The sequence below is a fragment of the Embleya sp. NPDC020886 genome, from assembly GCF_044333915.1.
In the GTDB taxonomy this organism is placed as follows: Bacteria; Actinomycetota; Actinomycetes; order Streptomycetales; family Streptomycetaceae; genus Embleya.
On sequence record NZ_JBIRRX010000009.1, the window covers coordinates 38,473 to 64,582 of the forward strand.

Here is a 26,110-nt window from a genome sequence, read left to right on the forward strand (position 1 = left end):
GCGGCGGGCCGGCGATGTCTGTACCCGCCGCAGGTCGGGGCGGGTCCGGTGGTGGGTGGGTGTGTTGCGGCCGGGATGAATCGGGCCGCGTTGCCTAGGGTTGGCGGTACTTCAAGGACGCATCCCGAGCCGTCTCGAAAGGCACTCCGATGGCAATCGCGACCGCACGCCACCCCGACTCGGCCGAACTCCTCGCCTTCCTCCGCCCGCGTCATCGCGGGCTGCTCGCCACGACCCGCGCCGACGGGCGTCCGCAGATGTCGCCGGTGTCCTGCGGCGTGGACGAGGCGGGCCGGATCGTCGTCTCCACCTATCCCGACCGGGCCAAGACCCGGAACGCCCGCCGGGACGAACGGGTGTCGATGTGCGTGGTGTCCGACGACTGGAACGGCCCGTACGTGCAGGTGGACGGCCGGGCCGAGGTGTTGGACATGCCGGCGGCGCTGGAGCCGCTGGTCGAGTACTTCCGGTGCATCTCGGGTGAGCACCCCGACTGGGACGAGTATCGCGAGGCGATGCGTAGGCAGGGCAAGTCGCTGATCCGCGTGCACATCGAGCGTTGGGGGCCGATCGCCACCGGCGGCTTCCCGGTTCATCGGGCGGCGGGAGGATAGGGGGCGGGTGGGGGTGGTGTCCGGGCGCCGGTGGGGCGCCCGGAGGGCGCGCCGCCGATCGGCGCAATGCCCGCCGAAACCGGCTCGTGGGGGGTGGGCTGGTGGGATGACCGAGGAGACTGCGGGTACCGTCCGTCCATCCGTCGATGCGTTGCCCGGCCGGGTGGCCGCCCGGCGGCGCGAACTCGGGCTCTCCGTTGCGGACATCGCCCGCCGTACCGGACTGCCCGGAACATGGGTGCACTCCGTCGAGAGTGCGGCCACCGCACCCTCCGCACCCGGCTTGTCCCGACTGGCCGACGCGCTCGAAACCACCGTCGACGACCTGCTCTCCGCGCCACCGGCCGGCTTCACGCACCGGATCCCGCCCCGACCGCCGGGCCGGGACGCGGGCCCGGGGCGGGAGTTGGTGGAGATGACGGACGAGGAGTGTCAGGCCCATCTGCAGTTGCAACTGGTCGGCCGGATCGCCGCCTTGGAGGGGCCCGAGCCGTTCGTCGTGCCGGTCAACTACGTGATGCTCGGGCGCGACGTGATGTTCTGTACGGCCGCCGACGCGATGCCGGCCCGGGTCGAGGGCTCGGTCCTGTTCGAGGTGGACGACATCATCGACGCGGCCAAGATCGGCTGGAGCGTACTGATCCGCGGCACGGCGGAGCCGGACCAGGACCCGGCTGACTTCCCTGCGGCCGGCGACGCGCCTTGGCCGGCGGGGCGCCGGGACGTGTGCATCCGGATCCGGGCGGAGCGGGTGACGGGACGGCGGTTGCGGCCGGTGATGGGGGAGGAGGGGTCGGCGGGTGCGCAGGGCTCAGAGGGCTCACCGGGCTCACAGGGCTCACAGGGCTCACAGGGCTTGCAGGGCTCACAGGGCTCGCAGGGGTTGGAAGGCGATCGATAGGGGGACGGGCCGCCGCCGCCGATCGTCCCGGCCGCATATCGTGTCGATCATGAGTACACACTTTGACGTCGTTGTCCTGGGCGCGGGTCCGGGCGGATACACCGCAGCGGTTCGCAGCGCACAGCTCGGGCTGCGGGTCGCGGTCGTCGAGCAGAAGTACTGGGGCGGCGTCTGCCTGAACGTCGGCTGCATCCCGTCGAAGGCACTGCTGCGCAACGCGGAACTCGCGCACATCTTCACGCAGGAGGCCAAGACCTTCGGGATTCGCGTCGAGGGTTCGGTGACGTTCGACTACGACGCGGCGTTCAAGCGCAGCCGCAAGGTCGCCGACGGCCGGGTCAACGGCGTGCACTACCTGATGAAGAAGAACAACATCACCGAGTACGACGGGCTCGGCGCGTTCGTCGACGCACACACGCTCGACGTCTCGCTCACGGCCGGCGGCGTCGAGACCGTCACCTTCGACCACTGCATCATCGCGGCGGGGGCGACCACGCGCCTGCTGCCGGGCACCTCGCTCAGCGAGCGGGTGGTCACCTACGAGGAGCAGATCCTCACCGACCGGCTGCCGGAGAGCATCATCATCGCGGGCGCCGGCGCGATCGGCGTCGAGTTCGCGTACGTACTGCACAACTACGGCGTGAAGGTGACCATCGTCGAGTTCCTCGATCGGGTCGTCCCGCTGGAGGACGTCGAGGTATCCACCGAACTCGCCAAGCGCTACCGCCGGTTGGGCATCGAGATCCTGACCTCCACGCGAGTCGAGTCGATCGACGACGGCGACCCGAACGCCAAGGTCCGGGTCACCGTCACCCGCGACGGGCAGCAGCAGGTCCTGGAGGCGGACAAGGTCCTCCAGGCGATCGGTTTCGCCCCGCGGGTGACCGGCTACGGCCTGGAGACCATCGGCGTGCGCCTCACCGAGCGCGGCGCGATCGACGTGGACGGCCGGGGCCGTACCAACATCCCGCACATCTATGCGATCGGCGACGTCACGGCGAAGCTGATGCTCGCACACGCGGCCGAGTCGATGGCGGTGATCGCCGCCGAGACGATCGCGGGTGCCGAGACGATGGAACTCGACTTCGTGATGATCCCGCGCGCGACCTACTGCCAGCCGCAGATCGCCAGCTTCGGCTGGACCGAGGCGCAGGCCCGGGAGCAGGGCTTCGACGTCCAGGTCGCCAAGTTCCCGTTCACCGCCAACGGCAAGGCACACGGCCTGGGCGACCCGGTCGGCTTCGTCAAGGTGATCAGCGACCGCACCCACGGCGAACTCCTCGGCGCCCACCTGATCGGCCCCGAGGTCACCGAACTCCTCCCCGAACTCACCCTGGCCCAACAGTGGGACCTCACCGTCCACGAGGTGGCCCGCAACGTCCACGCCCACCCGACCCTCGGCGAAGCCGTCAAGGAAGCCATCCACGGCCTCGCCGGCCACATGATCAACATGTAGCAGTCGACTCCCGGAGCACTCTGCAATCCACCCCGGCCGTCGAGCGCGCCACAAAGGCGCGATCGACGGCCGCGGGTGAGCGCCGAGCGGCCGGTTGCGAGGGCCTCGACGTCGTCGGCAGGGATGATGTCGGCACTGTGGTCCTGTGCCGGGGTCGGCGGTGCACGTGGGGTCGGTGATTCGGTGAGCGGGACCAGTGGGGCGGGGCTGCCGTTCGTCCACTCGGGACCGATGGCGGCGAGAGCGTCGGCGGGCGCTGCGCCGCGCAGGAATGCCGCGCCGTGTCTGCCCACCACGCGGGCGCCGTCGCCGTCCCGGACGACGGGACCAGGCGGGTGATTCCGGGAGCCGGTCGCACCTCGCCGGTCACGGGAATTGGAGGCAGCCTCGGGGAAGGGCGTCCGGTCAGGCCGACCAAGAGGGGCGCGAGGAGGGTGTACACGGCGACGAGCGCGGCGTACGGGTTGCCCGGCAGGCCCACCAGCCGGCGGTCGGCTCCCAGCCGGGCCGGCAACTGCGGATGACCCGGGCGGCACGCCACGGTGTCGACGATCGCTTTCGCGCCATCGGTTCGGAGCAACCGCCGCCGTCGGTCGGTGCTCCCGACCGAGGTGGAGCCGGTCCCGACGACGTCGGCATCGTGCGATTCACGGACTGCGGCAGCGAGCGAGCCGGTCCACACGGCTCCCACCCCAACCGCTCCGCGGATCCGCCACAGCCCGCGTCCGACGACCGCGTACCCGTCCATCCATCGCGGCGGTGTCGAAGCCCGGAAGGGGCCGTCGGGTCCGGACCGCGTCGGCCGGCACCAGCCCTGCCGCATCCGACAGCGGTACCACGACGGCTGCCATCGGCCGTGCTGCGGCGTGAGCCGGTTCGCGCAACGCCCGCTGCCAGGGCGCTTCACGAGCTGCCGGGCCCGCTGCCGGCCTGTCGTCGATCGGGAGCACAGTCATGCGACCACGACGCCGTCACGGCTTTCCGCCCTGCGTACACGAAGTGTCCGATGCACATCGCCTCGTTCACGCCCACGGGCGGGCGGTCCGAGTCAGACGGTGGCGAGTGAGACCTCGGTCGACTTGAGCAGGGCCGTCACCGAGGAGCCGACCTCGAGGTCGAGTTCGCTCGCGGCATCGGCAGTGATGGCGGCGGTCAGTTCGCCGTCCTCGACGGTGATCCTGACGCCGGCCATGGCGCCGCCCGCAGCGATCCGGGTCACGGTGCCGGGGATCTTGTTGCGGATGCTGAGCCCGGAGACCGATCCGGTGGCCAGCGACACCTCGGTGGACTTCACCAGCGCCCGTACCTCACGGCCCTCGGCCAAGCCGAGATCCTCGACCGCATCGACGGTGATCGCGGCGGTGAGTTCACGCCCTGAGTTCAGGCGAACCTTGACGGTCGCCATCACCTCGCCGGCCGTCACGGAAGTCACGGTGCCGGGGAACTGGTTGCGGATGCTGAGCGACATCTGACACACCTGAATTCTCGATCGTCCGGGGGCGGATCCCCGGCGAGTGATCACCACGCTAATCGGGACGAATCCCCACGTCGAAACGCACGCGAACAGCGCCTCGCAGATGCGACCCGACAGCGTCGGACGCCCTGCGAATGCGGTACGCGGTTCCGCCTCGGCGCCGCCACGACGGTCCGCGACATACACCCGTGCCCGCCCGTCGGTGCTCACCTTCACCCGGGGCGCGCCGCAACCCGATCGCACCAGCGCCGGTGCGGGAGACTGGTCCGATGTTGACGATCGGCGAACTGGCCTCGTACGGAGGGGTGACGGTGCGCGCGGTGCGGCACTATCACGCCAAGGGGCTGCTGCCCGAGCCGAAGCGGGACCACTCCGGATACCGGCGCTACGACGGCGGCGCCGTGGTCGAGCTGATCCGGATTCGCACGCTAGCCGAGGCCGGGGTACCGCTGGGGCGCGTGCGGGAGTTGCTTCAGGCCGACGAAGCGGAGTTCGGCGCGGCGGTCGCGGACATCGACAAGCGGCTGCAGGCGGAGATCCGGGAGCGCCAACGCCACCGCGCGCGGCTTGCCCGCCTCGCCTCCGGGGACGACCTGGTACTGCCCCCGGAGGTGGTCGATTTCCTCGACCGACTGCGAGCGCTCGGCGTCGACGAACGGATCGTCCGGGTCGAACGCGACGGCTGGATCCCACTCGCCGCGCACTCACCCGACCGAATCCCGGAGTGGGTGGCCCGCAAGCGCGAACAACTCGCCGACCCGCAACTCGTCGACTTCTACCGCACCCTGTCCCAGGCCCTCGACCGTACCGACGACGACCCACACCTGATCGAACTCGCCGACAACCTGGCCGCCTACCTCACCCACCTCGCCGAAGAACAGGGCGAGCACCACCCCGACGACCCCGCCCCGGACCCCACGCTCGCCACCGTCATGGACACCCTGGCCTTCGACACCGCCCCACCGGCCCGCCACCTGACCACCCTCCTACACGAACGCGGCTGGACCGGCTGGACCACCCTCAAACGCACATGACGCCATCGAGGCAACGATGCCCCCACCGCGTCCGAACGGGCGATCCACTTGCGGAACTGTCCCGCTTCCGAAGGGTTTTCCACGGCTGTCCGACCGGCAGGCGCGACGCGCTGTTCGAGCCGACCAATGGGCTGCTGTGCACCGACGGGCCGGTGCGGACGCTGGTGGCTCCGGCGCCGGCGCCGGCGCCCGAGCACCGGCGCGGGCACGGAGCCCTGTACGCGGCGCCGAACAGGGCCGCCTGGACCTCGACCGGCTGCGGGCCGAGCGGGCCGGCCTGCCGTTGCCACGGCCGCCGACGGTCGCCTGGTGCTCGCAGTGGACGTCTCGCCGTGGCTGCGTCTGGACGCACAGACCTGCCCGGACCGGTTGTTCTGCCACCTACGGCCGCCCGGCGACGCAGAGCACCAGATGATCCCCGGCCGGCCGTACTCCTTCGTCGTCGCGCTGAAGATCGGGCGTACCACCTGGTCGGCGGTCCCGGACGCGGTGCGGCTGGAGCCCGGTGCCGACCTGGCCGCCTTCACCACCACCCGACTCCGCGACACGATTGACCGGTTGATCGACGCCGGGCACTGGAAGGCGGGCGTTTCGGAGGTCCTGGTGGTGATGGACGCGGGCTACGACGCCCCGCGCATCGCCCGCCTGCCGACCGACCTGCCGGTGCAAGTCCTCGGCCGGCTCCGTCCCGGACCGGGTGATGCGTCGCCCGGCGCCGACCCGCGCGGAGTTCGCTCCGGCCACCCCTGCCGGGGCCGACCACCCAAGCACGGGGCCAAGTTCGTTTTCGGCGACCCCGTCACCCGGGGTTACGAGACCCGCGACACGCTGATCACCACGATCGACACCCGGGACCACCTCGACGGCAACGAGGGCTGCGAAGCCGTCGCGGCAGCCGCCTTGATTGCGGCGCAGTGTTCCGACGGCGAGCCGGTCAGCCCCTTCTTCGGCCCCAAGGAACCGGTGCCGGCCTTCGCGATGGAACTGCGTTCGCTCGCGGTCGATGCCCTCGACCGGGTCCTGGCCCCCGAGTCCGAGCTCGCCGAACTCTGGGACGACACCCCCGACGGCCCGCGTTGGCGCCTGAGCATCGACCAGCTCCGATGGATCCTCGACCCCCGCCTCCGGCCGCAGGAAGACGTGCTGTTCGAGATCTGAACCGCGAAACACACCGTCGCAGCTCCACGCGAAGGGAGCGAGTCGGAGCCGAAAGATGGCCCTGTCGGTTGCCGAGAATTGGCCTCTTGGGGTGGTTGTTCTCAAGGGCGGGCATTCGGCCGGCGGGGACTGGGGGCTTGCTACAGTCGGCCCGGCCGACGGGGGCTGTCCCTGGTCGAGGCGAGTGAGCGAGCGCGCGGTCTTTGCGGGCCGTGACGCGGCTTCGGTGTTCCCGCGTGGTCTCTGTGCTGCGGTCTCGGTGCGAGCGAAAAAGGTGCGTGCGCGTGGCGGGAAGAGAAGAAGGTTTCGAGCGCCTGATCGAGCCGTTCCGGACGGAACTGCTGGCCTACTGCTATCGGATGCTCGGATCGGCCCACGACGCCGAGGACCTGGTCCAGGACACGTACCTGAGGGCCTGGCGGGCACGGGAGCAATACGACGCCACTCGCAGTTCGCTGCGCACCTGGCTCTACCGGATCGCGATGAACGTCTGCCTGACGGCCCTGGAGGCTCGCGGGCGCCGGCCGCTGCCGTCGGGGCTGGTGGCCGCGTCGGATCCGCTCGGGCCGCTGGTCCAGGGGGAGAACGCCGCCTGGCTCCAGCCGTTGCCGGACTCGTTGTTGGGTGCGGGCGATCCGGCCGGGGCCGTGATCGACCGCAGCAGCCTGCGCCTGGCGTTCGTTGCTGCTCTGCAGCATCTGTCGGCGCGTCAGCGTGGCGCGTTGATTCTGCGTGACGTGCTCGCCTTCTCCGCGTCCGAGGCGGCGGAGATCCTCGACACCACGGCCGTGTCGGTGAACAGTTCCCTGCAGCGGGCGCGTACCCGGATGACGGAAGTCGGAGTTCGACAGGAACGTCTCAGCGAGCCGTCGGCGGCCGAGCAACGTGCTTGGGTCGATCGCTACATGAAGGCGTTCGAGCAAGCCGATGTCGAGGCTCTCAAGCGGCTGCTCACCGAGGACGTGCTCATGGAGATGCCGCCGGTGCTCAACTGGTTCGTCGGCCGCGGCAACTATGGCCTGTTCATGGAGTGGGTCTTCGCGAAGGCCGGAACGGACTGGCGCCTGAGGGCAGTTGCGGCCAACGGCCAGCCCGGGTTCGCCGCATATCGGCGCGTCGGTGACGGATACGAGCTGCACACGCTCCAGATCTTTACGGTCACTGCCGTAGGCATCAGTCGGAATTCGGTGTTCCAGGAGGCCGAGGTCTTCGCGTCTTTCGGTCTGGCGCTCGAACTCGACGCCTAGCCGGGGACTTGTCGACGTGGGGGAAGGCGTGTGGCTGCGTTGGCGGTGGTGGAGTGGAGTGGAGGCGGTGGAGGCGGCCAGGGATCCATGGCGCTACGGCAGGTTTCTTGGCGCATGTGGCCACCCTTGAACCGATGCCCGTAGTGTCGGCCGAGTTTTCAAGGGATGTGCAGGCCTGGGGCATTGGAGCGCTCGGCGGTCCGTCGTCGACTCCCGCCCCGCGACCTGCATGTCTGCGGCTGACAGGGCCTCTGCAACGGTGCGCTCTTCCTGCCGGAGACGCTTTGGCATCTCTTGACCATGGGCGCGATGAGTTCGGACCTCGCCGTCGGTATGTAGTGGCGAGTTCGCCGGAATACCCCGGGCGGACCGGTCACAAGGGAGCATGCGATGTCAGACAGTCGTGCGGAAGACAAGGCCGCGATCCAGGCCGTGCTGGGTGACTCCTACAAGGCGTGGGAGGTCGGCGACGCCGAGGGCATGGTCGCCAACTACACGGCGGACGCGACCGCGATCATGACGGGCTCGCTCCGGGACAGCCGTGCCGTGATCCGCGAAAACATGGCCCTGGCCTTCGCAGGGCCGCTCAAGGGCAGTTCGACCTACAACAAGCAGCTCAGCATCCGCTTCGTCGGCTCGGACGGCGCGATCGTCGTCAGCGAATCCGGCATCCTGTTCGCCGGGCAGTCCGAGGTTCCGGACGCGGGCAAGGTGAACGCGACCTGGGTGTTCGAGAAGCGGGACGGCCGGTGGTTGATCGCCGCCTATCACAACAGCCCCGTGCTCGCGCCCGGGCAGTGAGCCGTGGCTGCGCCGCGGGGCACGGGGTGGGCCGGCCGCGGGATGTTCGCTACCGGGTTGGTCGTTGAACATTTCGATCACCGGTTCCGCATGCTGCGGCGCAGCTACGTCGGGAACGCATCGTGATCCACGCCCCCTTCCCCATGGGCAGCACGAGCATCCGTTTTCCGGGGGCGAGCTTGAGGCCCGCGTGGGTTCGCGCCGAGTACTGAGCACTGAACACTGGGCCCGTCCCGTCAATCGGGACGGCCCCAGTGGGCTCGGCGTCGCATCGCAGTCGGAGTGTTGTGTGGGCGTGGCGGGGTGCGCCGGCAGGGCCGGAGGCCGCCGGCACACCGAATGCCGGTTATAGCGCCGGGTTCTCTGCCGCCTGGGGGCGGCTGTGTCCGATCGTTGTCGTCGTCTCGGTCGATCCGGTCCGTGGACGGAGCGTGTAGATGCGCCCCGGGGCGGGGCGGCCTCCCTCGCGGAAAGGTGTCGCATCGGCACACCGGGGCGCACTGCCGTGCGCCGACGTGGATATCGAAGATCCGAAGGACCTTGGTCGGGCACGGGTATGACGCGCTGTCGCTGCACTATGAGCGCGCGTCCGGCTGCGAGGCGAAATACGCTTGCTGGAGCGAGGAGTTGCTCGGCCGGGATCCCTGGTTCGAGCACGGTCCTCGACGTGGGGGCTGCGGGACCGGTGTCCTGGTGGCCCGCGCGCTGCCCTGCGGCCGGCCACCGAGTCACGGCATCGACATCAGTGAGGTCCGGATCGAAGAAGCCCGGGAACCGGTGCCGCAGGCCGAGTTCATCCAGGCGGACGCCACAACCCTGGCCTTCCCGGCGCAGACGTTCACGCGGTCGTCTCGTTGTATGCACTCGGCCATATCCCGATCGAGGAACCGCGCGTGCTGCCGGACCGGATCGCCACCTGGCTACGCCGGCTACAGCCGGGTGGGTGGTTCCTGGCCGCCACTTGCCACGGGGCATGGATCGGCACGGACGAGAACTGGCTCGGGCGTGCACGCGACCCCCATGTCCGGAACACCCAGCCGGCCGCCGACGCGACGAAGTCGGCCAAGTCCTGCTCCACGCCCACCAGAAGCCGCCCGAGCTCGGAAGCGGACAACTCGATCACCGGGCTGTTGCCCCGTCCGACCCGACGGCCGGCCGGCCGGTGTCGCCGAACCGCTCGGCAGTCGGCTCGGCTGCGGATCGTGGCCGAGCCAGGGCCGATTGCTGCCGTCGACAACCTTGTCCCACGCACGCCGGCCCTCCGGCCCACAGCAACAACCGCGCGGCAACGTGACTCCCGCAGGGCCTTCCATCACCTCCGGAAGCCCGCGTCCGAAGCCGGAGAACTCGCACCCGAGTCACGCCCGGTCGACGCCAACACACAACTCCGGTAGAAACACGGCAAGTTGCGGAAGCACTGCCACGGTCTGGAGGAACGCCTTGCCCTCCATGCCACCACCATCAACAAACTCGCCCTCGAAAACCGGGCATTACAGGATCAAGCCATCGAACACCGTGCAACTGTTACGCCACTCCACCGGACGCAACGCAGCCGCGAGATGGCCGGGACTCCCGACGCTACGGCCAAGGCCAAAGTAGCGCGTTGCCGCTGGTCACGACCTTGTTGCAGGGTCCGTGAGGCGGAAAGGGGCCACTTCGGTCAGGCCCGGTCGGCCGACCGGCGACGGGATACCTTCGTGTCCGTTGCGAACGGCTTCGGGAGTCCTGGCCGACTCAGCGGGCCGTCGGAGCCGGCAGCGTGACCACCTCGCGCAGCTCGTCGGTGGCCTGGGTGATGAGTTGGGAGAGGGAGGCGTCCGGGTCGGTCAGCCAGCGGGACGTGGCGCGCCGGTGGATCGTCAGGACCACGTCGATGATGAAGCGTGCCTTGCCGGGCTCGACGCCGCGGCGCTCGAGCGCCCGCGCCAGCGCGTCGGCGATGTCGGCGAGCTTGATCAGATCGCGCTCGGCCAGTGCCGGGTTGGCGGCGATCACTCTGACGCGGCGCAGCAGGAACTCGCGCGGGCGAAAGATCTCCTCGGCGGCTTTCAGTGCGGTCAGCAGCGCCTCGAGCGGCGTGAGGCCCGGGTCGGTCGCCTCGAACTGGGCGACGAGGTGGGTTTCGAGCTCGTTGCCGGCGAAGAGGACTTCCCGCTTGTCGGGGAAGTAGCGGTAGAAGGAGCGCTCCTTCAGACCGGCGGCGCCCGCGATCTGCGCGACCGAGGTGCGCTCGAACCCCTGCGTCTCGAAGAGCTCGAGCGCCGCGCGTTCGAGCCGGCCCTGTGCGTCGGATTCCCATCTCGGCATGCCCACCAGAGTACGACAACAGAAGCTGTTATCAGCCTGCTATGGTCGATGACAACAGATGCTGTCATCACGAGGGAGATCGTCATGAAGGCTCTTCAATTCGACCGGTTCGGTTCCCCGGACGTGATCGTGCTCCGCGACGTCCCGCAGCCGGAGCCGGGACCCGGTCAGATCCGGATCGCCGTGCGGGCGTGCGGCCTGACACCGGCCGACTGGCACGTCGTCGACGGTCTCCTCGCCGACCGTCTGCCGCCGCTGCCGCGCGGGCTCGGCTTCGAGATCGCGGGCACTGTCGACGCGCTCGGCGAGGGCGTCACCGGCGTGCGGATCGGCGAGCGCGTATTCGGCCCGGCCACCTTCCACGGCCCGACGGCCGGCGCCGCCGAGTACGCGCTGATGCCGGCCTGGGCGCGCATCCCCGAAGGCGTCACCGCCGAGCAGGCCGCCGCGCTGCCGATGGCGGCCGAGACGGCGTGGCGCGCGCTCGACGACCTCGGCGTCCAGCCGGGTGAGCTGCTGCTCGTCCACGGCGCGGGTTCCACCGTGGGCGAGGCGGCGGTGCGCTTCGCGCTGCACCGGGGTATTCGGGTGATCGCCACCGCCGGGCCGACGCGGGCCGCCGCCCTGGAAGAGATCGGCGCCCGGGTGGCCGCCTACGGCGAGGGCATGGCCGAACGCGTCGGCGCCCTGGCCGGAGGCCGCGTCGACCGCGCCCTGGACACGGCGCCGACCGGGGGCCGGATCGACCGCGCCGACCAGCCCAGCCCCGCCGGCGGCTCGCTACCGACCCTGATCGAGCTGACCGGGGATCCCGACCGCGTCCTCACCGTCTCGGACTTCGCCGCCGCGGCCGAGCTGGGCGTCCGGATCACCACCGACATCCGCTACGACCGCATGGACGAGTTCGCCCGGCTCGCCGGCGAAGGCATCCTGGTCGTACCGATCGCCCGCACCTACACACTCGACCGGATCCAGGAAGCGGCCGAGCTCAGCCGGTCCCGCCGACCCGGCGGCAAGCTCATCCTCGTCCTGTGATCGCCCTGTCGGCCCGGTAAAGCGAGACCACCTCGACGAGGAGCGGGGGCCAGGCATCCCCTCCTCGTCCGGGGCGCCGACTCCCGCGTTGGCGCGGAGCGGCGAATTGCAAGAGCAACTTTCCTCACCAGCGGCCCAGGGCCTCGCAGCGGTGATCGATCACGAAGAGTGCGCCGGCGTCGGAACCGGAACTCCCCGGCAGATCCCGGACGATCACCACAACAGCCTGACCGCACGACCTTGAAGCCGGCCCTGCGCGTGTCTCACCACACCTCCGACCGACGATGGTCGCTGCTTGGCTTGGCACCTGGCCGTGGCTTCGGGAGTCCCGGGCCCGGATGCACTGTCGATGCTCTCTGCAACAACCGGACCTGCTGGTCACCGTCTGCATCCCACCGGCCGACCGACAGCCTCAAACCGGGCTGGAGAACCTTCTCGACTCCCTGTTGTCCACGAGATACGCGCGTGTCGGATATTCGCTTTCGCCGGCCGGAGCCGCCCCAACGTGGCCGGCCGGAGGACAGCCGCGAAAGCCTCGTCGGCCGCTGCGCCGCGACCGAACGCGCAGGCTGGGTGTGGCGAGGCGAGGTGGAAGGTTTTCGCGGCGTCGGCCCGGCCGGCGCCGAAGGCAAGCTCACTCGGATGTACCGATGCACGGTCGATGGCACGGTGATCACTCGCGGCGTGGCACGCACGCCCCCGGCTGAGCCCCTCCGGGGAGGAAGGAACAACTGCGCTGGGACAATCAGCGAGTGAGTACCAACGAGATCCTGTTCGACTGCCGGCAAAAGCAGCGTGGCGACGGCGGTGTGCTCGTGATCGTCCCCCACATCGACGGAGAACCACTGACCGAGCTTGTCGACAGCTTCGAGATCGACGCCGGGATGAAGCCCGCGGGCAACGCATATGGTGGTCTGATCCCGCAGTTTTACCGGTTCGGGCCGATGGAGGACCACTTCCGCGGGCAGTCCACCAACGCCATGGGGCCGGGGACGCCCCTGCTCGGATGTGAATGCGGAGACTGGGGATGTTGGCCACTCATGGCCCGCATCACCGTGACCGCCGATGTCGTGATCTGGGACTCCTTCGACCAGCCCCATCGCAAGTCCCGCGACTACACGGCGTTCGGCCCGTTCCGGTTCGAACGTCACCAATATGATGCCGCCTTGGCTGCTCTCATGTCGGCAATCAGCTCCGACACGTCGTGATTCGACCCTCTCCCACCGGCGCTGGTTCGGCGAAGCCTGCGTGGCGCCGTCCGATGCCTTGGGCCGATTCCGCCCGGCCCCACCGGACGGGTGATGGGGCGGTCGAGATCCGTGACAACCTCTTGGCCTGCGCCGCCGAGGACTGCGATGCGAGTTGCGACTTGGATCCGGCCGCGCTCAGTGGTCCGGCCCACTGCGCGTGAGCCGAGAAGGACCGCCCACCGGGCCTGATTGGTGACAGTGGCACCGGCCAGGTCCCGCTCGCCCATCGCGACGGGCACCGAGGCGGCGATGGCCGGCTGCCACGGCCGGTACCCCTCGGCGACGAAGCCGGTCGGCGAACTCGTCGAGGCAACGGCCCAAGACGTTCGCGGGCCCGCGTCCGAGCGCGGCGATCGTCGACCGCTCACCTTCGGCAGCCACATCATCGCGACCGGCACCGACTCCCCTGATCTGCGCAATCCGACGCCCTGCGGAACCGGCCGACAGCCGTCCGAGCATGAGCGTGGGCCTGGGCCTGAGCGGCCTTTCGGGGCCGGGCCGGCTGCATCCCGAGCCCGAAGCCCCCGGTCGTCGGCTCTCCAGGCGGCGCTTGACCGGCGGGGTGACCATCTCCGGGTCGTGGTGGTCGAAGAACAGCGTGGCCCCGGTGCCCAGCGCGGCGATCGCGGCCATCCGGTCGTCGGTGAGCACGATGTCGAAGACGTTGATGTTCTCGGCCATGCGGTCGGTGCGGACCGATTTGGGGATGGTGACGATGTTGCGCTGGATCAGCCGGCGCAGTACGGGGGCGAACCGGTTCACCCCCACCTGAGTGGGGTGGCTGCGTAGGTGAGAACCAAGCGCGCTTGTCGGTGGGTTCCGGCAGCGGCGGTCCGTTGATCGCGGTTCGAATATCGGTGAGGGCCGAGAGCACTCGCGTATGTCGCCGATCTCCGGCAGTACCCGGCGTTGACGGTGGGCAAGGTTCGGCTCGACGGTTGGGGCATGGCGAACTCGGGTGAGGACCGCGAGTGCGATAGGACGTGGCAGGAGGCGTTGGCGGGTGTGGCGGCCGTCGCATCGGTCCAGGGACTGGCTCAGTCCTGGAGTGTGGGCCGTGCTGCGGTTGGCGGCGGCGGAGCCGGTGCTGCGGAGGCTGTTCGTGTGGACCGGCATGAACCAGCAGGGGCGATGGCCGGCTTGCCGCCTGTTCCTGCCGGGCACGGGTGTTGGTGAGTCGGTAGGAGCCGGTGCCGGTTTCGATGATGGTGCCGTAGCAGGTGAGGCGATCGACGACGGCCGCGCAGAGGCGCGGGTCGGTGAAGGTCTTGGTCCAGCCAACCGGGGCCGGTACTTGATCCTTTGCGGAGGCCGCCGCTGCGTCCGGCCCGTATCCATCTCCGCAGTCCTCGATAGGTCGGGTGCGAGGAAGGCGTGCCTGGAGCGAACGCTGAACGCGCTGGGGCGGCCCGCCCGGGACGTCACTCCGGAGGACATCACCCGCGTCGTCGGGGACCCGGCCGTCGCAGGCCGGGCAGCATCGACTCGACGCGGAGTCGGCCCCGGCGCTTGACCGACATCGAAGCTGCGATCCCGTAGTCGGCCCGACCTCATGACAACGGCCGTGATCGTCTTGTCTCGACGAGGTGGGGCGTGGACGTCAGTCGCCGGATACGCCCCAGAAAGCGATCTCGTGCGGGATGCCGTCCCGGTAGAGCACCATGTAATGGCCGCTCCATCGGGGGGCATCATCCAGAGCGTCCAGAATCCCGAAATCCATGGCGTCGAAGTCGGCGCGGCTCGGTCGATCCGAGCCGAACCCCGCCCGGATCACGGACGCGGCCAACGGGCGCACCGTCCCGAAGTCGTGATCCTCGCCGGCGTCGATCACCCGGTTGACATCCAGCACCGAATGGGTCCCATGGGTGCCCATGAATTCCCAGTAGAGCTCGTTCTGCCACAGATCATCCGGCGAGGCAGGCGCGGGCAGGTCCCAGTCCGTGGGACTCCAGTTGTGGCCGGCCGCGAACTCCTCGGCTCGCAGAGCCTCGAGCGCGGCGCCGACGTCTTCCCGGTACGGCACGACGTAGCTCCAGCCCGATGCACCCACGTGTCGTCCCCTCCCTGCGGCACTGGTCGTCCTGCGACGTGAGGATGCCAGCGGCGCCTTCCGACACGACGATCGGCTCGTGAACCCGATGTCCTTCGGCGCTGCCTCAAACAGGTTCGCCGAACATGTGCGCTTTCTCGAACGACTTGTTGGAGGTAATGGCGACGCTGTTCTTCTCTCCCTGTTCGATCAACAGGTGGAGGGGCAACTCGGCTTTTCTGCGGCCGAGTTCCATGTAGTGAAGATCGTCGATGCAGAGCAGGTCGACGCGGCCGCGGGCGATGGTCCTGGCCGGCTGCTTCTCGTCCGCTGCCTCGACCAGCTCGTTGACGAGTTGGTGGTCGGCACGCATTCGACCCGGAAGCCGGCCATTGCGGCCTCGGCGCGCTCGTCGACGAGGCCGCCCGGCTCGGCGGACGCGGCGTCATGGTGCACGCGCACGGGGCGCGGGCGGCGGAACTCGCGGCCCGTGCGGGTGCACGCAGCGTCGAACACGGCACCTGGCTCGACGACGCGGCGGTGGGCGCGATGGCCGAGCACGGGACCTGGCCGGTGCCCACGCTGTCGAATACGCAGACCGACTCCGCAGCGGCGGCCGAGGGCGCGGCCGAGGCCCACCGGCACGCGGTCGGCCTGGCGATCGAGGCGGGTGTCCCGGTCGCGATGGGCAGCGACAACCCGGTTCGGCCGCACGGCGAAGTGCTCCGCGAGATCGAGCACCTGTCCCGGACCGGCCTCGGCCCCGCCGGCGCCTTCCGCGCCGCCACGCGCGGCGCGGCTGCTCGGCCTCGCCGACGACCGGGGCGAGATCGCCGTCGGCAAACGCGCCGACCTGGTCCTGCTCGCCGGCACCACCCTGGACCCGACCGCGCTGGACCGACGCATCCGAGGCGTCCGGCGCGACGGAGTCCGAGCCCGCTGACCCGGGATCCTCGGCGAAGAAGTCGAACCCAGGGGTGTACTCGGCCGTCGGCGGACCCGCGAACGAGCAGCAATCCGCAGGAGCCGCACCCGCATCCGCTGTGGGTTCCGCAGCCACTGTGCCCGATCGAAGCCGGCCCGCTCAGGTCGGCGCGGAGCCCGAGCCCGAGCCCGAGCCCGAGCCGGAGCCGGAGCCGGAGCCGGAGCCGGAGCCCGAGCCGGAGCCGGAGCCGGAGCCGGCGGCACCGGCGCCGGCGGTGCGCCGAGTCTCCTGGAGGTGCACCGCGATGGACCGGGCAAGGATCAACGGATCCTCGGGATCACCCGCCTGAAACGTGATGCGGCGCACCAGATCGACCCTGTCCAGGGCAACACCCTCGCGCGCCAGAACGAAGGCCAGGGCCAGGAAAGCGGAGCGAGCGTTGCCGTCCTCGAAGGGGTGGAAGAAGCACACGTCGAGACAGGCACGTGCGGCGCGTGCGGTCAAGGGAAGAACCGACGCGCGCTCCTCCGACGCAGGAGCGGACGCACCCCCCTCCAACGCAGGAGCCGACGCACTCTCGGCCAGGCAGGCATCGAGCCGCCCACGCGTGTCGGAACCGATGCCATAGCGTTCCCGACCCGCCTTGGCGAAGGCGGGCCGGGTCCGGAACGGCGGCGGCTGCGGGGCGCCCAGGACGTACTGCTGCCAACCGCGGAGCAACTCGAAGTCGAGCCAGGCGCCGCGCGCCGCGTCGGCCCGCATCGATTCCAGCGCGGCGAGCAGGCCCTCCGCACGGGCCGGGTCCACGGCGCCGTCGAAGCTGCGGATGTCCTCCACCGCCCCGTCGCGCGACGGGGTCACCGGTCCCTCCGGGCCACCATCCGGAGCCTGGTGCCAGGGCACCGTCTCGCGCAGGGCGAGCCAACGTCGGAGGTGGTCCGGCGTGGGCCCGGCGGAGCGAGTGCCGTCGCCCGGTCGCAGCGACCGGGCGAGTTGCTCGGCGATGTCGTCGACCACCACCGTGTCGGGGTCGGTCCAACTGTGGAACCGCCCGCCGACGGCCTCTTCGACCAGGTCGTGGGCGACGTCGGGGGCAACTCCCCAGCGGGCCAGGAACCAGGTGAGCACCTGATGGCAGTGCCCGTGCCAACCGCTGCCGCAGCCGGTGCGGTCGATCACCTGCAGGATCAGGTTGCGGGCGGCGCGGTCCCACAGAATGCGCTGGTCCTCGACGGTGGCCAGGTCCAGTGGGTACGCCTCGAACCACTCGGCGAGGTTCTCCAACCACCCACGCCATTCGCACAGCGCCGCGACGACCCGGGCGAGTGTTTCCTCCGGGGTGGTGATCGAGTCCCGCGGGCAGCACCAGTGTCCGATCGGCCCGCCGTCGAAGTCCCCTTCGTCGTGTGCCCAACGCCAACCCACGACCCAGCGGCCGTAGTGTCGGACGAGAGAGTGCGACATGGCGTCCGCCCAATGCCTGGCCTCTCCCCCGGCCCAGGCATTCATCGCCGGGTCGACGATGTCGACCTCGGGGCGGCGTGGTATCCGCCGAGCGGGGCCGAGCGAGTGCACCACCCGCGTCGCCGACGCCTGGTCGAAGGCATGGCGGCTGGGATCCACCTCGTCCCAACCCAGCCGGCCGGGGCTCAGTTCGGGAATCACCGGGTAAACCTGCCCGGTTCGTGCGAGGAGTCGCGTTCGACGCGAGTGCCGTATCGAGGTCTCGTCATGGCCGGCATGGCGGGTTCTGCCCCCGCGCCCTTCGGATCCGAAGTCCGATGCTCTGCTGCTGAGCTACACGCCGCTGTTGTTGTGCCCACAGGTTAGGGGGAGTCGAGGCCGAGGACAAACACATTATCGGGGGCCCGGCGGTATGGCCGACGTGTGGGAACGACACGACGCGAAGCCCCGACCGGGCAGCCCTCAGCCGGCCCGGTCGGGTTCGACAACGGTCGCGTGGGCCGTCTCGGTCGGCAACTGCGCCGGCTTGGGCGGGGTTTCCGTCTTGGTCGGCAACTGCGCCGGTATGGGCGGGAGTTCCGTCTCGGTCGGCAACTGCGCAGGAGTGGATGGGACTTCGGTCGCAGAGGTGGGCTGCGGCTCGGACTGCACCGCGCGTACGTCCGGCAGAAGCAGCAACCCCACGTTCGTGGCCACCACCAATACCGCGCCCACCAGCAGCGGCGTGCTCGTGCCGATCGACGCCGCGATCGGGGCGGCGATCGCCAGGCCCAGCGGGCGGGTGGCGAAGGAGATCAGCGCGTCGAAGGAGCCGACTCGGCCCAGCGCTTCCGGCGGAATGCGGTGCTGGAGCGTGGTTTCCCACAGCGGACTCAGCACGCCCAGGCCGAACATGGCCGCGAAGTACGCGGCGGCGACGATCGCCAGCGGCGCCCGCAGCGCGAGGGCGGTCAGCGGGAGACCGTACAGGGCGGCGCCGAACGACGTGGCCACCAGCGGGCGGCGGACCGGCAACCGGGACGCGCTCAAGGCCCCGAGCAGCACGCCCACCGTGCCGACCTGGGCGATGATCACCCACGAGCGGTCACCGCCGAGTCGGTCCACCGCGATGATCGGGCCGAGGGCGAGCAGGAAGCCGGCCGCCAGATGCCAGACGCCGTGCGCGGCGACATTGGCCAGGAACCAGGGATGGCGCCGGGTTTCCGTCCACCCCGCGCGCAACTCGCCCAGGAACGGACCCTGTTCCCTGGTGCGGACGACGCGTTCGGGGCGCATCCCGCCGAAGGTGGCGGCGGACGCGACGAACAGCAGGCCGGTCAGGAGCGAGGACCAACCGGGCCCGACGGCCAGCATCAGCGCGCCGGCGGCAGCGGGCGCCGCCACCTGGGCCAGGCCCTGCGCGACGCCGAGCCGGGCGTTGACCCGCAGGCGCTGCGACTCCGGCACCACCACGACCACCAGCGTGCGGATCGGCGAGATGCCGAACGCGACGGCGGCACCGGTGAGCGCGGACAGGATCGCCAGGTCGGCGATTCGCACCGGGCCCGCGAGCAGTTCGGCGCCGATCGCCAGTTGGGCGCCGGCCCGGACCAGGTCGGCCGCCAGGATGACCCGATGCGGGGGGAAGCGGTCGGCGATCACCCCCGCCACCGGGAGCAGCAGCAACATCGGCAGCAGTTCGCAGGCCAGCACCAAACCCAGCTCGGTGCCCGAGCCGGTGTGTACCAGGGCCAGGGTCAGGGTGGTGGGGATGAGGGCCGTCGCCAGGGCGGCGAAGGTACGGCCGAGCAGGAGCCGGCGCGTGGCCGGAGTCATGACGGCCGAGGCCATGGTGGCCGGCGTCACGGCGGCCGGGGGCACGGGAGCTGGGGTCATGGCACCGAATATATTTCGTCAGCGAATCATTCGTCAACGAAGTATTGCGAGTCCAGCATAATGGCCGCATGCACGGTGAGGGCCGGGAACAGATCGGGATCGAGTCGGACGGCGAGGCCGCAGCCGAGGTCCGAGCGTCGGCCGACGCGGCCGACGCGGACGGCTCCGTCGACGAGGACGACTCCGTCGACCGGCACATCGCGCGCTGGCGGCACATGGCGCCGTTCGACGAGCGCGTGGAGGGCATCGTCACCCGGATCCAGATGCTGACCAAGCACCTGGCCCAGGTCAAGGGGCGGGCCCTCGCCGAGGTCGGCCTCCAGCCCTTCGAGTTCGACACGTTGCACCGGCTGGCCTCGCGCGGCGTGCCCTACCGGGCCACGCCCTCCGAACTGGCCGCGGAGCTGATGGTGTCGCCGGCGGGAATCACCGGCCGACTGGACACCCTGGAGGAGGCCGGTTCGATCCGGCGCATCCGCGGCACCGAGGACCGTCGCCGGGTCGACGTCGAACTCACCGACTCGGGCCGTGCCCGCTGGACGGCCGCGATGAAACTGCTCGACCGAGCCGAGCGCGCGATGGTCGGACCATTGGGGGAGACGGACCAGGACGTGCTGCTCGCGCTGTTGAAGCGCATGTTGCTGCGAGTGGAGAACGGCGGCTGAGGCACGGCCGCGCCGGCGGCGCCGTGCACCGACCGGGCCGCTCCCGGACCACGCGCCGCGCCCCGGGCGCAGGGCGTGGTCCGGGAGCGGCCCGGGGACTCTGCGATGCGGTGCTCGTCCCCGGGAACTCCCGGTTCGGCCCCGTCAGTTCTTGACGGCCCGCAGGACCACGAACTTCGGGTCGCTCGCCACGATCTCGCAATTGCCGAACAACCGGCGCAGCTTCACGTGGTAGCCCAGGTGCCGATTGCCGATCACCCACAGTTCGCCGCCCGCGCGCAGCGCCGCGCGCGAACCGGCGAACATCCGCCACGAGATGGCCTCGGTGGTGGCCCGATGGGTGTGGAACGGCGGGTTGTTCAGGACCAGGTCGACGCTCTCGGGGGCCACGTCCGTCAGACCGTCGCCCACCATGAACTCGGCACCCGCGTCCGAACCCAGGTTCTCCTCGAACGTGGCCCGCGCCGACGCCACGGCCTGATGCGACTCGTCCACGAACAACACGTCCGAGCGCGGATTGGCCAGCATCACCGCCGTACCCACCACACCGTTGCCGCAGCCCAGGTCCACCACCCGGTCGCGACCGGTGCGGCGCGGGAGGTTGCGCAGCAGGAAACGGGTACCGATGTCGAGCCGGTCGGCGCAGAAGATGCCCGCGTGGTTGGTGACCACGATCCCGGATCCCGCGCCGACGTCGGCGGGCAGCGCGTAGCTGCGCGGCCACGGGCTCGCGGTCCGGGGGAGCGTGGGGTCGGGCGTGGCGAAGATCAGCCGCGCCTTCTTCACCGCGAGCGAGGTCCGGGTCGGGCCGATGAGGCGCTCGAACAGCTTGAGCGTGGAGGTGTGGATCTCGGTGGTCATCCCGGTGCCGACGACCACCGTGTCCGCGTGCACGCCCGGCGCGAGCCGGTGGAGCTGGTCCTCCAGCAGGGCCAGGTTCTTCGGGACCCGGACGATCAGCACGTCGATGCGCTCCGGCGGCGCGTCCCGGGTGGACAGCAGCTCGACCCAGTGCGGGTCCGCCTCGTTGCGCGCCAGGTTGGCGCGGGTGGCCTCCTGGCCGAGGAAGGAGTCGCTGATCTGTACCGGCCGGGACTCGGCCAGGGCGGTGACCAGCGCACCCCACCGGTCGCCCACCACCACGACGCGGCCGGACAGGTCCGTCGGCTTGTCGTCGTCGATCCCGGCGAGGTGCCGCAGCACGTACTCGTCGGCCGCGTCCCACGCGCGCAACAGGTCGCGGGGATCCTCGGGGTAACGGGTGAGCTCGAACTCGCCGGAAGGCGCAGAGAAACGGTTCATTGTCCACCCAGCCTAGCCGGGCCCGTCAGCGGCGTCGGACCGCGCCGTCGACGTCGAAGCGGCCGGCCAGCGCGGCGCCGGCTCGATCGAGCCAGTGCGCGGCCTCGGTCCGGGCCGCGGCCGCCGACCCGGCGAGGCGGGTCAGGTCGGTGGTGGCGACGACACCGGGCGGTGGCGGCACGGCGACCGAGCCGGCGACCAGGGCCACCGGGACGCCGGCCCCGTGGTGGGCGAGGTCGAGCACCGTGCCGACCACCTTTCCGTGCAGGGAGGTGGCGTCGAAGCAGCCCTCGCCGGTGATCACCAGGTCCGCGCCGGCGAGCGCGGCGGGCAGGCCGGCGAGCTCGGCCACCCGGACGGCGCCGGGGACGATCGAGGCGTTCCAGGCGGCGGCGAATCCGTACGCCGTGCCACCGGCCGCCCCGGCGCCGGGCGCGGCCGGGTCGCCGGCCAGGAGGGCGGCCAACCGCGCGAGGCCGGCGTCCAGGCCGGCGACGTCCTCGGCGGAGGCGCCCTTCTGCGGGCCGAACACGGCTGCCGCACCGGTCGGGCCCAGCAGCGGGTTGGTGACGTCGGTGAGGATCTGCACGCCGCCGGGCGGAGGGGCCGCCAGGCGGGTCGCGTCGATCGTCGCCAGGCGGGCCAAGGCCCCACCACCGTACGGGAGTTCTCGACCGTCGAGGTCGCGGAAGCGGGCGCCGAGCGCGGCCAGCGCGCCCGTGCCGCCGTCCGTCGAGGCCGAGCCGCCGACCGCGATCACCAGGGCGGAGACCCCCGCCCGCAGCGCCGCGCCGACGACCACGCCGAGGCCGGCGGTGTGCGCTCCCAGCGGGTCGGGCGCGGCCATCAGCGGCAACCCCGACACGGCGGCCAACTCGACCACGCCCACCCCGTCCGGCAGGCGCAACCACGCGGAGTCGACGGGCCGCCCGTCCGGACCGGGCGCGCCCGGCACCGGCATCCGCACGGCTGCGGGAACGGCCCGCGCCACGGCGTCGAGCGTGCCCTCGCCGCCGTCGGCCAGCGGCAGCCGTACGACGTCGTCGTCGGGCCGCACCCGCAGCCACCCCTCGGCCAGGGCGGCCGAGGCGACATCAGCCGCGACGGTGCCCTTGAACGCATCCGGGGCGATCACGATACGCATGACGTGTTCCACTTTCCTGGTCGGCGATTTCGGGGATGGCACCAACGACGGGCCGGCCGCCTCGACCGCCGCCGCCCACGCTCGTGGGCGGCGGCGGTCGCCGTTCTTCTTCGGAGCGCCCGACGTCAGCCGAGCACTTCCGTCACATAGCGGCGCTTCATGGTGTCCACCACCGCGTCGCCGTCCGCGGCCCAGACGTCCGCGTTGAAGATCTCCACCTCGACGTCGCCGGTGTAGCCGGCCGCGTCGACCGCCGCCGCCATGGTCCGGAAGTCGATCACGCCGTCGCCCATCATGCCCCGGGCGAGCAGATTGTCGGCCGGCAGCGGCAACACCCAGTCGCACACCTGGAACGAGGCGATCCGCTCGCCCGCCCGCGCGATCGCCGTGAACAGGTTCGGGTCCCACCACACATGGAACGCGTCCACCACGACGCCCACTTGCTCGACCGGATGCGGTTCGGCCAGGTCGATCGCCTGATCCAGGGTGGACAACACCGCCCGGTCGGCGCAGTACATCGGGTGCAGCGGCTCCAACGCGAGCCGGACGCCGTGTGCACCGGCGTAGGGCGCGAGTTCGGCCAGCGCCTCGGCCACCCGCTCCCGGGCGCCCGGCAGATCGCGGTCCCCGGCGGGCAACCCGCCCACGACCAGCACCAGGCAGGCCGCCTGCAACGCCGCGGCCTCCTCGATCGCCCGGCGGTTGTCCTCGATCGCCTCGGCCCACGCGCCGGGCTCACGCGCCGTCAGGAAGCCACCGCGACACAGCGACGACACCCGCAACCCGGCGTCGTGTACCAGCTTCGCCGACTCGGCCGCACCCGCCTCGGCCACCTTGTCCCGCCACAACCCGATGGCCGGCAACCCGGCCCGTACACAACCCTGCACCGCCTCGCGCAACGACCATGAGCGCGTCGTCCACTGGTTCAGCGAGAGCCGCGCCAATCGCGGGTCGCCGGCCTCGGGCGTGGGCGTGCCGGCGGGCTTGCCACCGGGGATGTCCACCGTGCTCATGTCGACGCTCCCGTCCTGGTACCGAAGCCCGTCCCCGCCCGGCTCCCACCGTCTGTCGGCCTCACCCGCGCACCCCCGCCACCGCGAGCAGCGCCCGCATGCGGTCGGCCGCCAGGTCGGCGTCCGGGAACAGCCCGGCCGCGTCCGCGAGGCGATACGCCTGCGCCAGGTGTGGCAGCGAACGGGCCGACTGGGCACCGGCGATCATGCCGAAGGCCGGCTGGTGACCGGTCAGCCAGGCCAGGAAGACGATGCCCGTCTTGTAGTGATAGGTGGGGGCGGCGAACAGATGCCGCGACAGCGCGACCGTCGGCGTGAACAACGCGTCGTATCCGGCCGTGTCGCCCGCGTCCAGAGCCCGCAGCGCGCCCGCCGCGACCGGGGCGATCGCGTCGAAGATGCCCAGCAACGCGTGGCTGAAGTGCCGGTCGTCGCCTCGGATCAGCTCCGGGTAGTGGAAGTCGTCCCCGGTGTAGAGCCGTACACCCGCCGGAAGTTCGGCGCGCAACCGGATCTCGTGGTCACGGTCGAGCAGTGAGACCTTGACCCCGTCGACGCGGTCCGCGTGCTCGCGCACCACGGCCAGGAAGACCTCGGTCGCGGTGTCCACGTCGGCCGATCCCCAGTAGCCGGCCAGCGCCGGGTCGAACACCTCGCCCAGCCAGTGCAGTACGACCGGACGTCGCACCTGGCGCAGCAGCGCCCCGTAGACGCGGCGGTAGTCCTCGGCGCCGCGCGCGACCGCGGCGAGTTGGCGGCTCGCCATCAGCACCACCTTGGCGCCCGACTCCTCGACCACCGCGACCTGTTCCGTGTACGCCTCGATCACCTGATCGATCGTCAGGTCCGGGTCGGCGTGGTCGGTGCCCGCGCCGCACGCGATCAGCGCGTACGGATCGCCGACCGTGGCGGCCTCGGCGGCGCTGCGCCGGATCAGCTCGGCGGTGGCCGACCAGTCCAGGCCCATGTTCCGCTGCGCGGTGTCCATCGCGTCCGCGACCGCGAACCCGTGCGACCACAGGTGGTGTCGGAAGGCGAGGGTGGCGTCCCAGTCCGGTACGGCCGGGCGCCCCGGGGTGTTGTCCGCGAGCGGGTCGGCCACCACGTGTGCGGCGGCGTACGCGGTGCGGGTTCGAAAGGCCGGGCCGCCGGGGGCCGCGCCGAGGTATACCCCGGTGGGCTCGTACGGTTCCAGCGCTCCGGCCGCGGTGGGCAACAACAGGCGGGCGGTCACGCGGACTTCCCGTCCAGGACCGGCAGCTCCACCCGACGGCCCTCGGCCGACGAGCGCAGCCCGCACTCGGCCAACTGCACGCCGCGTGCCCCGGCGAGGAAGTCGAAGGCGAACGGCTCGTCGGCCACCACGTGCCGGACGAAGTCCTCCCACTGCACCTTGAATCCGTTGTCGAAACCGGCGTCGCCCGCGTTGTCCGGCACCTCCTGCCACTGGTCCCGGAAGGGCTCGGTGACCGGAAGGTCGGGGTTCCACACCGGAGTCGGCGTCGCCGAGCGGTGCTGGACGCGGCAGCGGCGCAATCCCGCGACCGCGCTGCCCTCGGTGCCGTCCACCTGGAATTCCACCAGTTCGTCCCGGTTGACCCGGACCGTCCACGAGGAGTTGATCTGCGCGACGATTCCGCCCTCGAGTTCGAAGATGCCGTACGCGGCGTCGTCGGCGGTCGCCGGGTACTCGCGCCCGCGCTCGTCCCATCGGGTGGGTATGTGGGTGACCGCCTTCGCCGTCACCGCCTCGACCCGGCCGAACAGGTTCTCCAGCACGTAGGACCAGTGGCAGAACATGTCCACGACGATGCCGCCGCCGTCCTGGGCACGGTAGTTCCAGCTCGGACGCTGGGCGGGCTGCCAGTCGCCCTCGAACACCCAGTAGCCGAACTCGCCGCGCACCGAGAGGATTCGGCCGAAGAAGCCGCCCTCGATCAGCCGTCGCAGCTTGAGCAGGCCGGGCAGGAACAGCTTGTCCTGCACCACACCGTGCTTGACCCCGGCGGCGTCGGCGGCCCGGGCCAGGTCGAGTGCGCCGCTGAGCGTCTCGGCGGTGGGCTTCTCGGTGTACACGTGCTTGCCCGCCGCGATCGCCGCGTGGATCGCCTGCTCGCGCGCCGTGGTCACCTGTGCGTCGAAGTAGATCGAGTTGGCCGGGTCGGCCAGCGCGCCGTCCAGGTCCGTCGTCCACGCGGTGATCCCGTGCCGGTCGGCGATCGCGCGCAACTTCTCCGCGTCCCGACCGACCAGGACCGGTTCCAGCCGGACCCGGGACCCGTCGGCGAGTGCGACGCCGCCCTGATCACGAATGGCCAGGATCGAGCGGACCAGATGCTGGCGGTAGCCCATCCGGCCGGTGACGCCGTTCATCACGACGCCGAGGGTGTGGGTGGTCATGGGTGGGGCCTCTCAG

The 26,110-nt window shown here is 70.9% G+C and carries 23 protein-coding genes, 1 tRNA gene and 3 pseudogenes; 13 read left to right on the forward strand and 14 right to left on the reverse strand.

Annotated features, from left to right (window positions below; genetic code table 11):
- The first annotated feature begins 149 nt into the window (after nucleotides 1–149).
- The 3 genes from ACH4U8_RS28535 (at nucleotide 150) to lpdA (ending at nucleotide 2,971) form a co-directional block, all read left to right on the forward strand.
- Nucleotides 150–614: a PPOX class F420-dependent oxidoreductase gene (locus ACH4U8_RS28535; protein WP_395781077.1), complete on the forward strand. Its 465-nt coding sequence runs from the start codon at nucleotides 150–152 to the stop codon at nucleotides 612–614.
- A gap of 106 nt (nucleotides 615–720) precedes the next feature.
- Nucleotides 721–1,515 (forward strand): helix-turn-helix domain-containing protein, encoded by a 795-nt coding sequence (locus ACH4U8_RS28540; protein ID WP_395781079.1) that lies wholly within the window; start codon nucleotides 721–723, stop codon nucleotides 1,513–1,515.
- A 49-nt stretch (nucleotides 1,516–1,564) separates the two neighbouring features.
- Nucleotides 1,565–2,971: a dihydrolipoyl dehydrogenase gene (gene lpdA / locus ACH4U8_RS28545; RefSeq protein WP_395781081.1), complete on the forward strand. Its 1,407-nt coding sequence runs from the start codon at nucleotides 1,565–1,567 to the stop codon at nucleotides 2,969–2,971.
- Here lpdA and ACH4U8_RS28550 read toward each other — a convergent pair.
- The gene (locus tag ACH4U8_RS28550; protein WP_395781083.1) at nucleotides 2,961–3,794 is read right to left on the reverse strand and encodes a molybdopterin-binding protein; all 834 of its coding nucleotides are present in this window, start codon (nucleotides 3,792–3,794) and stop codon (nucleotides 2,961–2,963) included. The genes lpdA and ACH4U8_RS28550 overlap by 11 nt on opposite strands.
- 225 nt (nucleotides 3,795–4,019) lie before the next feature.
- Complete coding sequence (locus tag ACH4U8_RS28555; RefSeq protein ID WP_395781490.1) at nucleotides 4,020–4,439, reverse strand: molybdopterin-binding protein; 420 nt, start codon at nucleotides 4,437–4,439, stop codon at nucleotides 4,020–4,022.
- 275 nt (nucleotides 4,440–4,714) lie between these two features.
- Between ACH4U8_RS28555 and ACH4U8_RS28560 the strand changes: the two genes are divergently transcribed.
- From ACH4U8_RS28560 to ACH4U8_RS28580, 5 genes are all read left to right on the forward strand, one after another.
- Complete coding sequence (locus tag ACH4U8_RS28560) at nucleotides 4,715–5,479, forward strand: MerR family transcriptional regulator (protein WP_395781085.1); 765 nt, start codon at nucleotides 4,715–4,717, stop codon at nucleotides 5,477–5,479.
- Nucleotides 5,480–5,788: 309 nt separating this feature from the next.
- Nucleotides 5,789–6,637 (forward strand): transposase, encoded by an 849-nt coding sequence (locus tag ACH4U8_RS28565; protein WP_395781087.1) that lies wholly within the window; start codon nucleotides 5,789–5,791, stop codon nucleotides 6,635–6,637.
- A gap of 284 nt (nucleotides 6,638–6,921) precedes the next feature.
- On the forward strand, nucleotides 6,922–7,884 hold the full coding sequence (locus ACH4U8_RS28570) for a sigma-70 family RNA polymerase sigma factor (protein WP_395781089.1): 963 nt from the start codon (nucleotides 6,922–6,924) through the stop codon (nucleotides 7,882–7,884).
- 390 nt (nucleotides 7,885–8,274) lie between these two features.
- Nucleotides 8,275–8,685: an SgcJ/EcaC family oxidoreductase gene (locus ACH4U8_RS28575; protein WP_360310953.1), complete on the forward strand. Its 411-nt coding sequence runs from the start codon at nucleotides 8,275–8,277 to the stop codon at nucleotides 8,683–8,685.
- Between the two features lie 339 nt (nucleotides 8,686–9,024).
- Nucleotides 9,025–10,284: a class I SAM-dependent methyltransferase gene (locus tag ACH4U8_RS28580; RefSeq protein ID WP_395781091.1), complete on the forward strand. Its 1,260-nt coding sequence runs from the start codon at nucleotides 9,025–9,027 to the stop codon at nucleotides 10,282–10,284.
- A gap of 135 nt (nucleotides 10,285–10,419) precedes the next feature.
- Here ACH4U8_RS28580 and ACH4U8_RS28585 read toward each other — a convergent pair whose 3' ends face one another.
- Entirely contained in the window at nucleotides 10,420–10,992 is a 573-nt protein-coding gene (locus ACH4U8_RS28585; protein WP_395781492.1) for a TetR/AcrR family transcriptional regulator, read from the reverse strand.
- Nucleotides 10,993–11,076: 84 nt separating this feature from the next.
- On the opposite strand from ACH4U8_RS28585, the gene ACH4U8_RS28590 reads away from it, so the two are divergent.
- The 3 genes from ACH4U8_RS28590 to ACH4U8_RS28600 all read left to right on the forward strand — a co-directional run bounded on the left by ACH4U8_RS28590 (nucleotide 11,077) and on the right by ACH4U8_RS28600 (nucleotide 14,049).
- Nucleotides 11,077–12,027, forward strand: a complete 951-nt coding sequence (locus ACH4U8_RS28590; RefSeq protein WP_395781093.1) for an NADP-dependent oxidoreductase — start codon at nucleotides 11,077–11,079, stop codon at nucleotides 12,025–12,027.
- Nucleotides 12,028–12,779: 752 nt separating this feature from the next.
- A complete protein-coding gene (locus ACH4U8_RS28595) occupies nucleotides 12,780–13,235 on the forward strand; it encodes a hypothetical protein (protein ID WP_395781095.1) in 456 nt (151 codons plus the stop codon).
- Nucleotides 13,236–13,734: 499 nt separating this feature from the next.
- Nucleotides 13,735–14,049, forward strand: a complete 315-nt coding sequence (locus ACH4U8_RS28600) for a hypothetical protein (RefSeq protein ID WP_395781097.1) — start codon at nucleotides 13,735–13,737, stop codon at nucleotides 14,047–14,049.
- A 369-nt stretch (nucleotides 14,050–14,418) separates the two neighbouring features.
- Here ACH4U8_RS28600 and ACH4U8_RS28605 read toward each other — a convergent pair.
- From ACH4U8_RS28605 to ACH4U8_RS28615, 3 genes and pseudogenes are all read right to left on the reverse strand, one after another.
- Nucleotides 14,419–14,556, reverse strand: a pseudogene (locus ACH4U8_RS28605) (ATP-binding protein); the annotation flags it as partial.
- 321 nt (nucleotides 14,557–14,877) lie between these two features.
- Complete coding sequence (locus ACH4U8_RS28610) at nucleotides 14,878–15,327, reverse strand: hypothetical protein (protein WP_360310957.1); 450 nt, start codon at nucleotides 15,325–15,327, stop codon at nucleotides 14,878–14,880.
- 139 nt (nucleotides 15,328–15,466) lie between these two features.
- Nucleotides 15,467–15,711: pseudogene (locus tag ACH4U8_RS28615) on the reverse strand (ATP-binding protein); the annotation flags it as partial.
- A 30-nt stretch (nucleotides 15,712–15,741) separates the two neighbouring features.
- Between ACH4U8_RS28615 and ACH4U8_RS28620 the strand changes: the two are divergent.
- Nucleotides 15,742–16,047 (forward strand): annotated as a pseudogene (locus tag ACH4U8_RS28620) (amidohydrolase family protein); the annotation flags it as partial.
- Between the two features lie 343 nt (nucleotides 16,048–16,390).
- Here the strand turns inward: ACH4U8_RS28620 and ACH4U8_RS28625 are convergent.
- The 3 genes from ACH4U8_RS28625 to ACH4U8_RS28635 form a co-directional block, all read right to left on the reverse strand.
- On the reverse strand, nucleotides 16,391–17,896 hold the full coding sequence (locus ACH4U8_RS28625) for a Fic family protein (protein ID WP_395781099.1): 1,506 nt from the start codon (nucleotides 17,894–17,896) through the stop codon (nucleotides 16,391–16,393).
- Between the two features lie 67 nt (nucleotides 17,897–17,963).
- Nucleotides 17,964–18,038, reverse strand: a tRNA-Arg gene (locus ACH4U8_RS28630).
- A gap of 119 nt (nucleotides 18,039–18,157) precedes the next feature.
- A complete protein-coding gene (locus tag ACH4U8_RS28635) occupies nucleotides 18,158–19,570 on the reverse strand; it encodes an MFS transporter (RefSeq protein WP_395781101.1) in 1,413 nt (470 codons plus the stop codon).
- A gap of 68 nt (nucleotides 19,571–19,638) precedes the next feature.
- Here ACH4U8_RS28635 and ACH4U8_RS28640 point away from each other — a divergent pair, with 68 nt between their 5' ends.
- Nucleotides 19,639–20,235, forward strand: a complete 597-nt coding sequence (locus ACH4U8_RS28640) for a MarR family winged helix-turn-helix transcriptional regulator (protein WP_395781103.1) — start codon at nucleotides 19,639–19,641, stop codon at nucleotides 20,233–20,235.
- 144 nt (nucleotides 20,236–20,379) lie between these two features.
- Here the strand turns inward: ACH4U8_RS28640 and ACH4U8_RS28645 are convergent, their stop codons facing one another.
- From ACH4U8_RS28645 to ACH4U8_RS28665, 5 genes are all read right to left on the reverse strand, one after another.
- Entirely contained in the window at nucleotides 20,380–21,537 is a 1,158-nt protein-coding gene (locus ACH4U8_RS28645) for a methyltransferase (protein WP_360310967.1), read from the reverse strand.
- Nucleotides 21,538–21,562: 25 nt separating this feature from the next.
- The gene (locus ACH4U8_RS28650) at nucleotides 21,563–22,681 is read right to left on the reverse strand and encodes a glycerate kinase (RefSeq protein WP_395781105.1); all 1,119 of its coding nucleotides are present in this window, start codon (nucleotides 22,679–22,681) and stop codon (nucleotides 21,563–21,565) included.
- A gap of 125 nt (nucleotides 22,682–22,806) precedes the next feature.
- The gene (locus tag ACH4U8_RS28655; protein ID WP_360310971.1) at nucleotides 22,807–23,694 is read right to left on the reverse strand and encodes a sugar phosphate isomerase/epimerase; all 888 of its coding nucleotides are present in this window, start codon (nucleotides 23,692–23,694) and stop codon (nucleotides 22,807–22,809) included.
- A 61-nt stretch (nucleotides 23,695–23,755) separates the two neighbouring features.
- Nucleotides 23,756–24,928, reverse strand: coding sequence for a dihydrodipicolinate synthase family protein (locus ACH4U8_RS28660; protein ID WP_360310973.1), 1,173 nt, complete (start codon nucleotides 24,926–24,928; stop codon nucleotides 23,756–23,758).
- Nucleotides 24,925–26,094 carry a Gfo/Idh/MocA family protein gene (locus ACH4U8_RS28665; RefSeq protein ID WP_395781107.1) on the reverse strand — a complete coding sequence of 390 codons (1,170 nt, stop codon included), beginning with the start codon at nucleotides 26,092–26,094 and terminating at the stop codon, nucleotides 24,925–24,927. The genes ACH4U8_RS28660 and ACH4U8_RS28665 overlap by 4 nt, the downstream gene beginning before the upstream one ends.
- Nucleotides 26,095–26,110 lie beyond the last annotated feature (16 nt).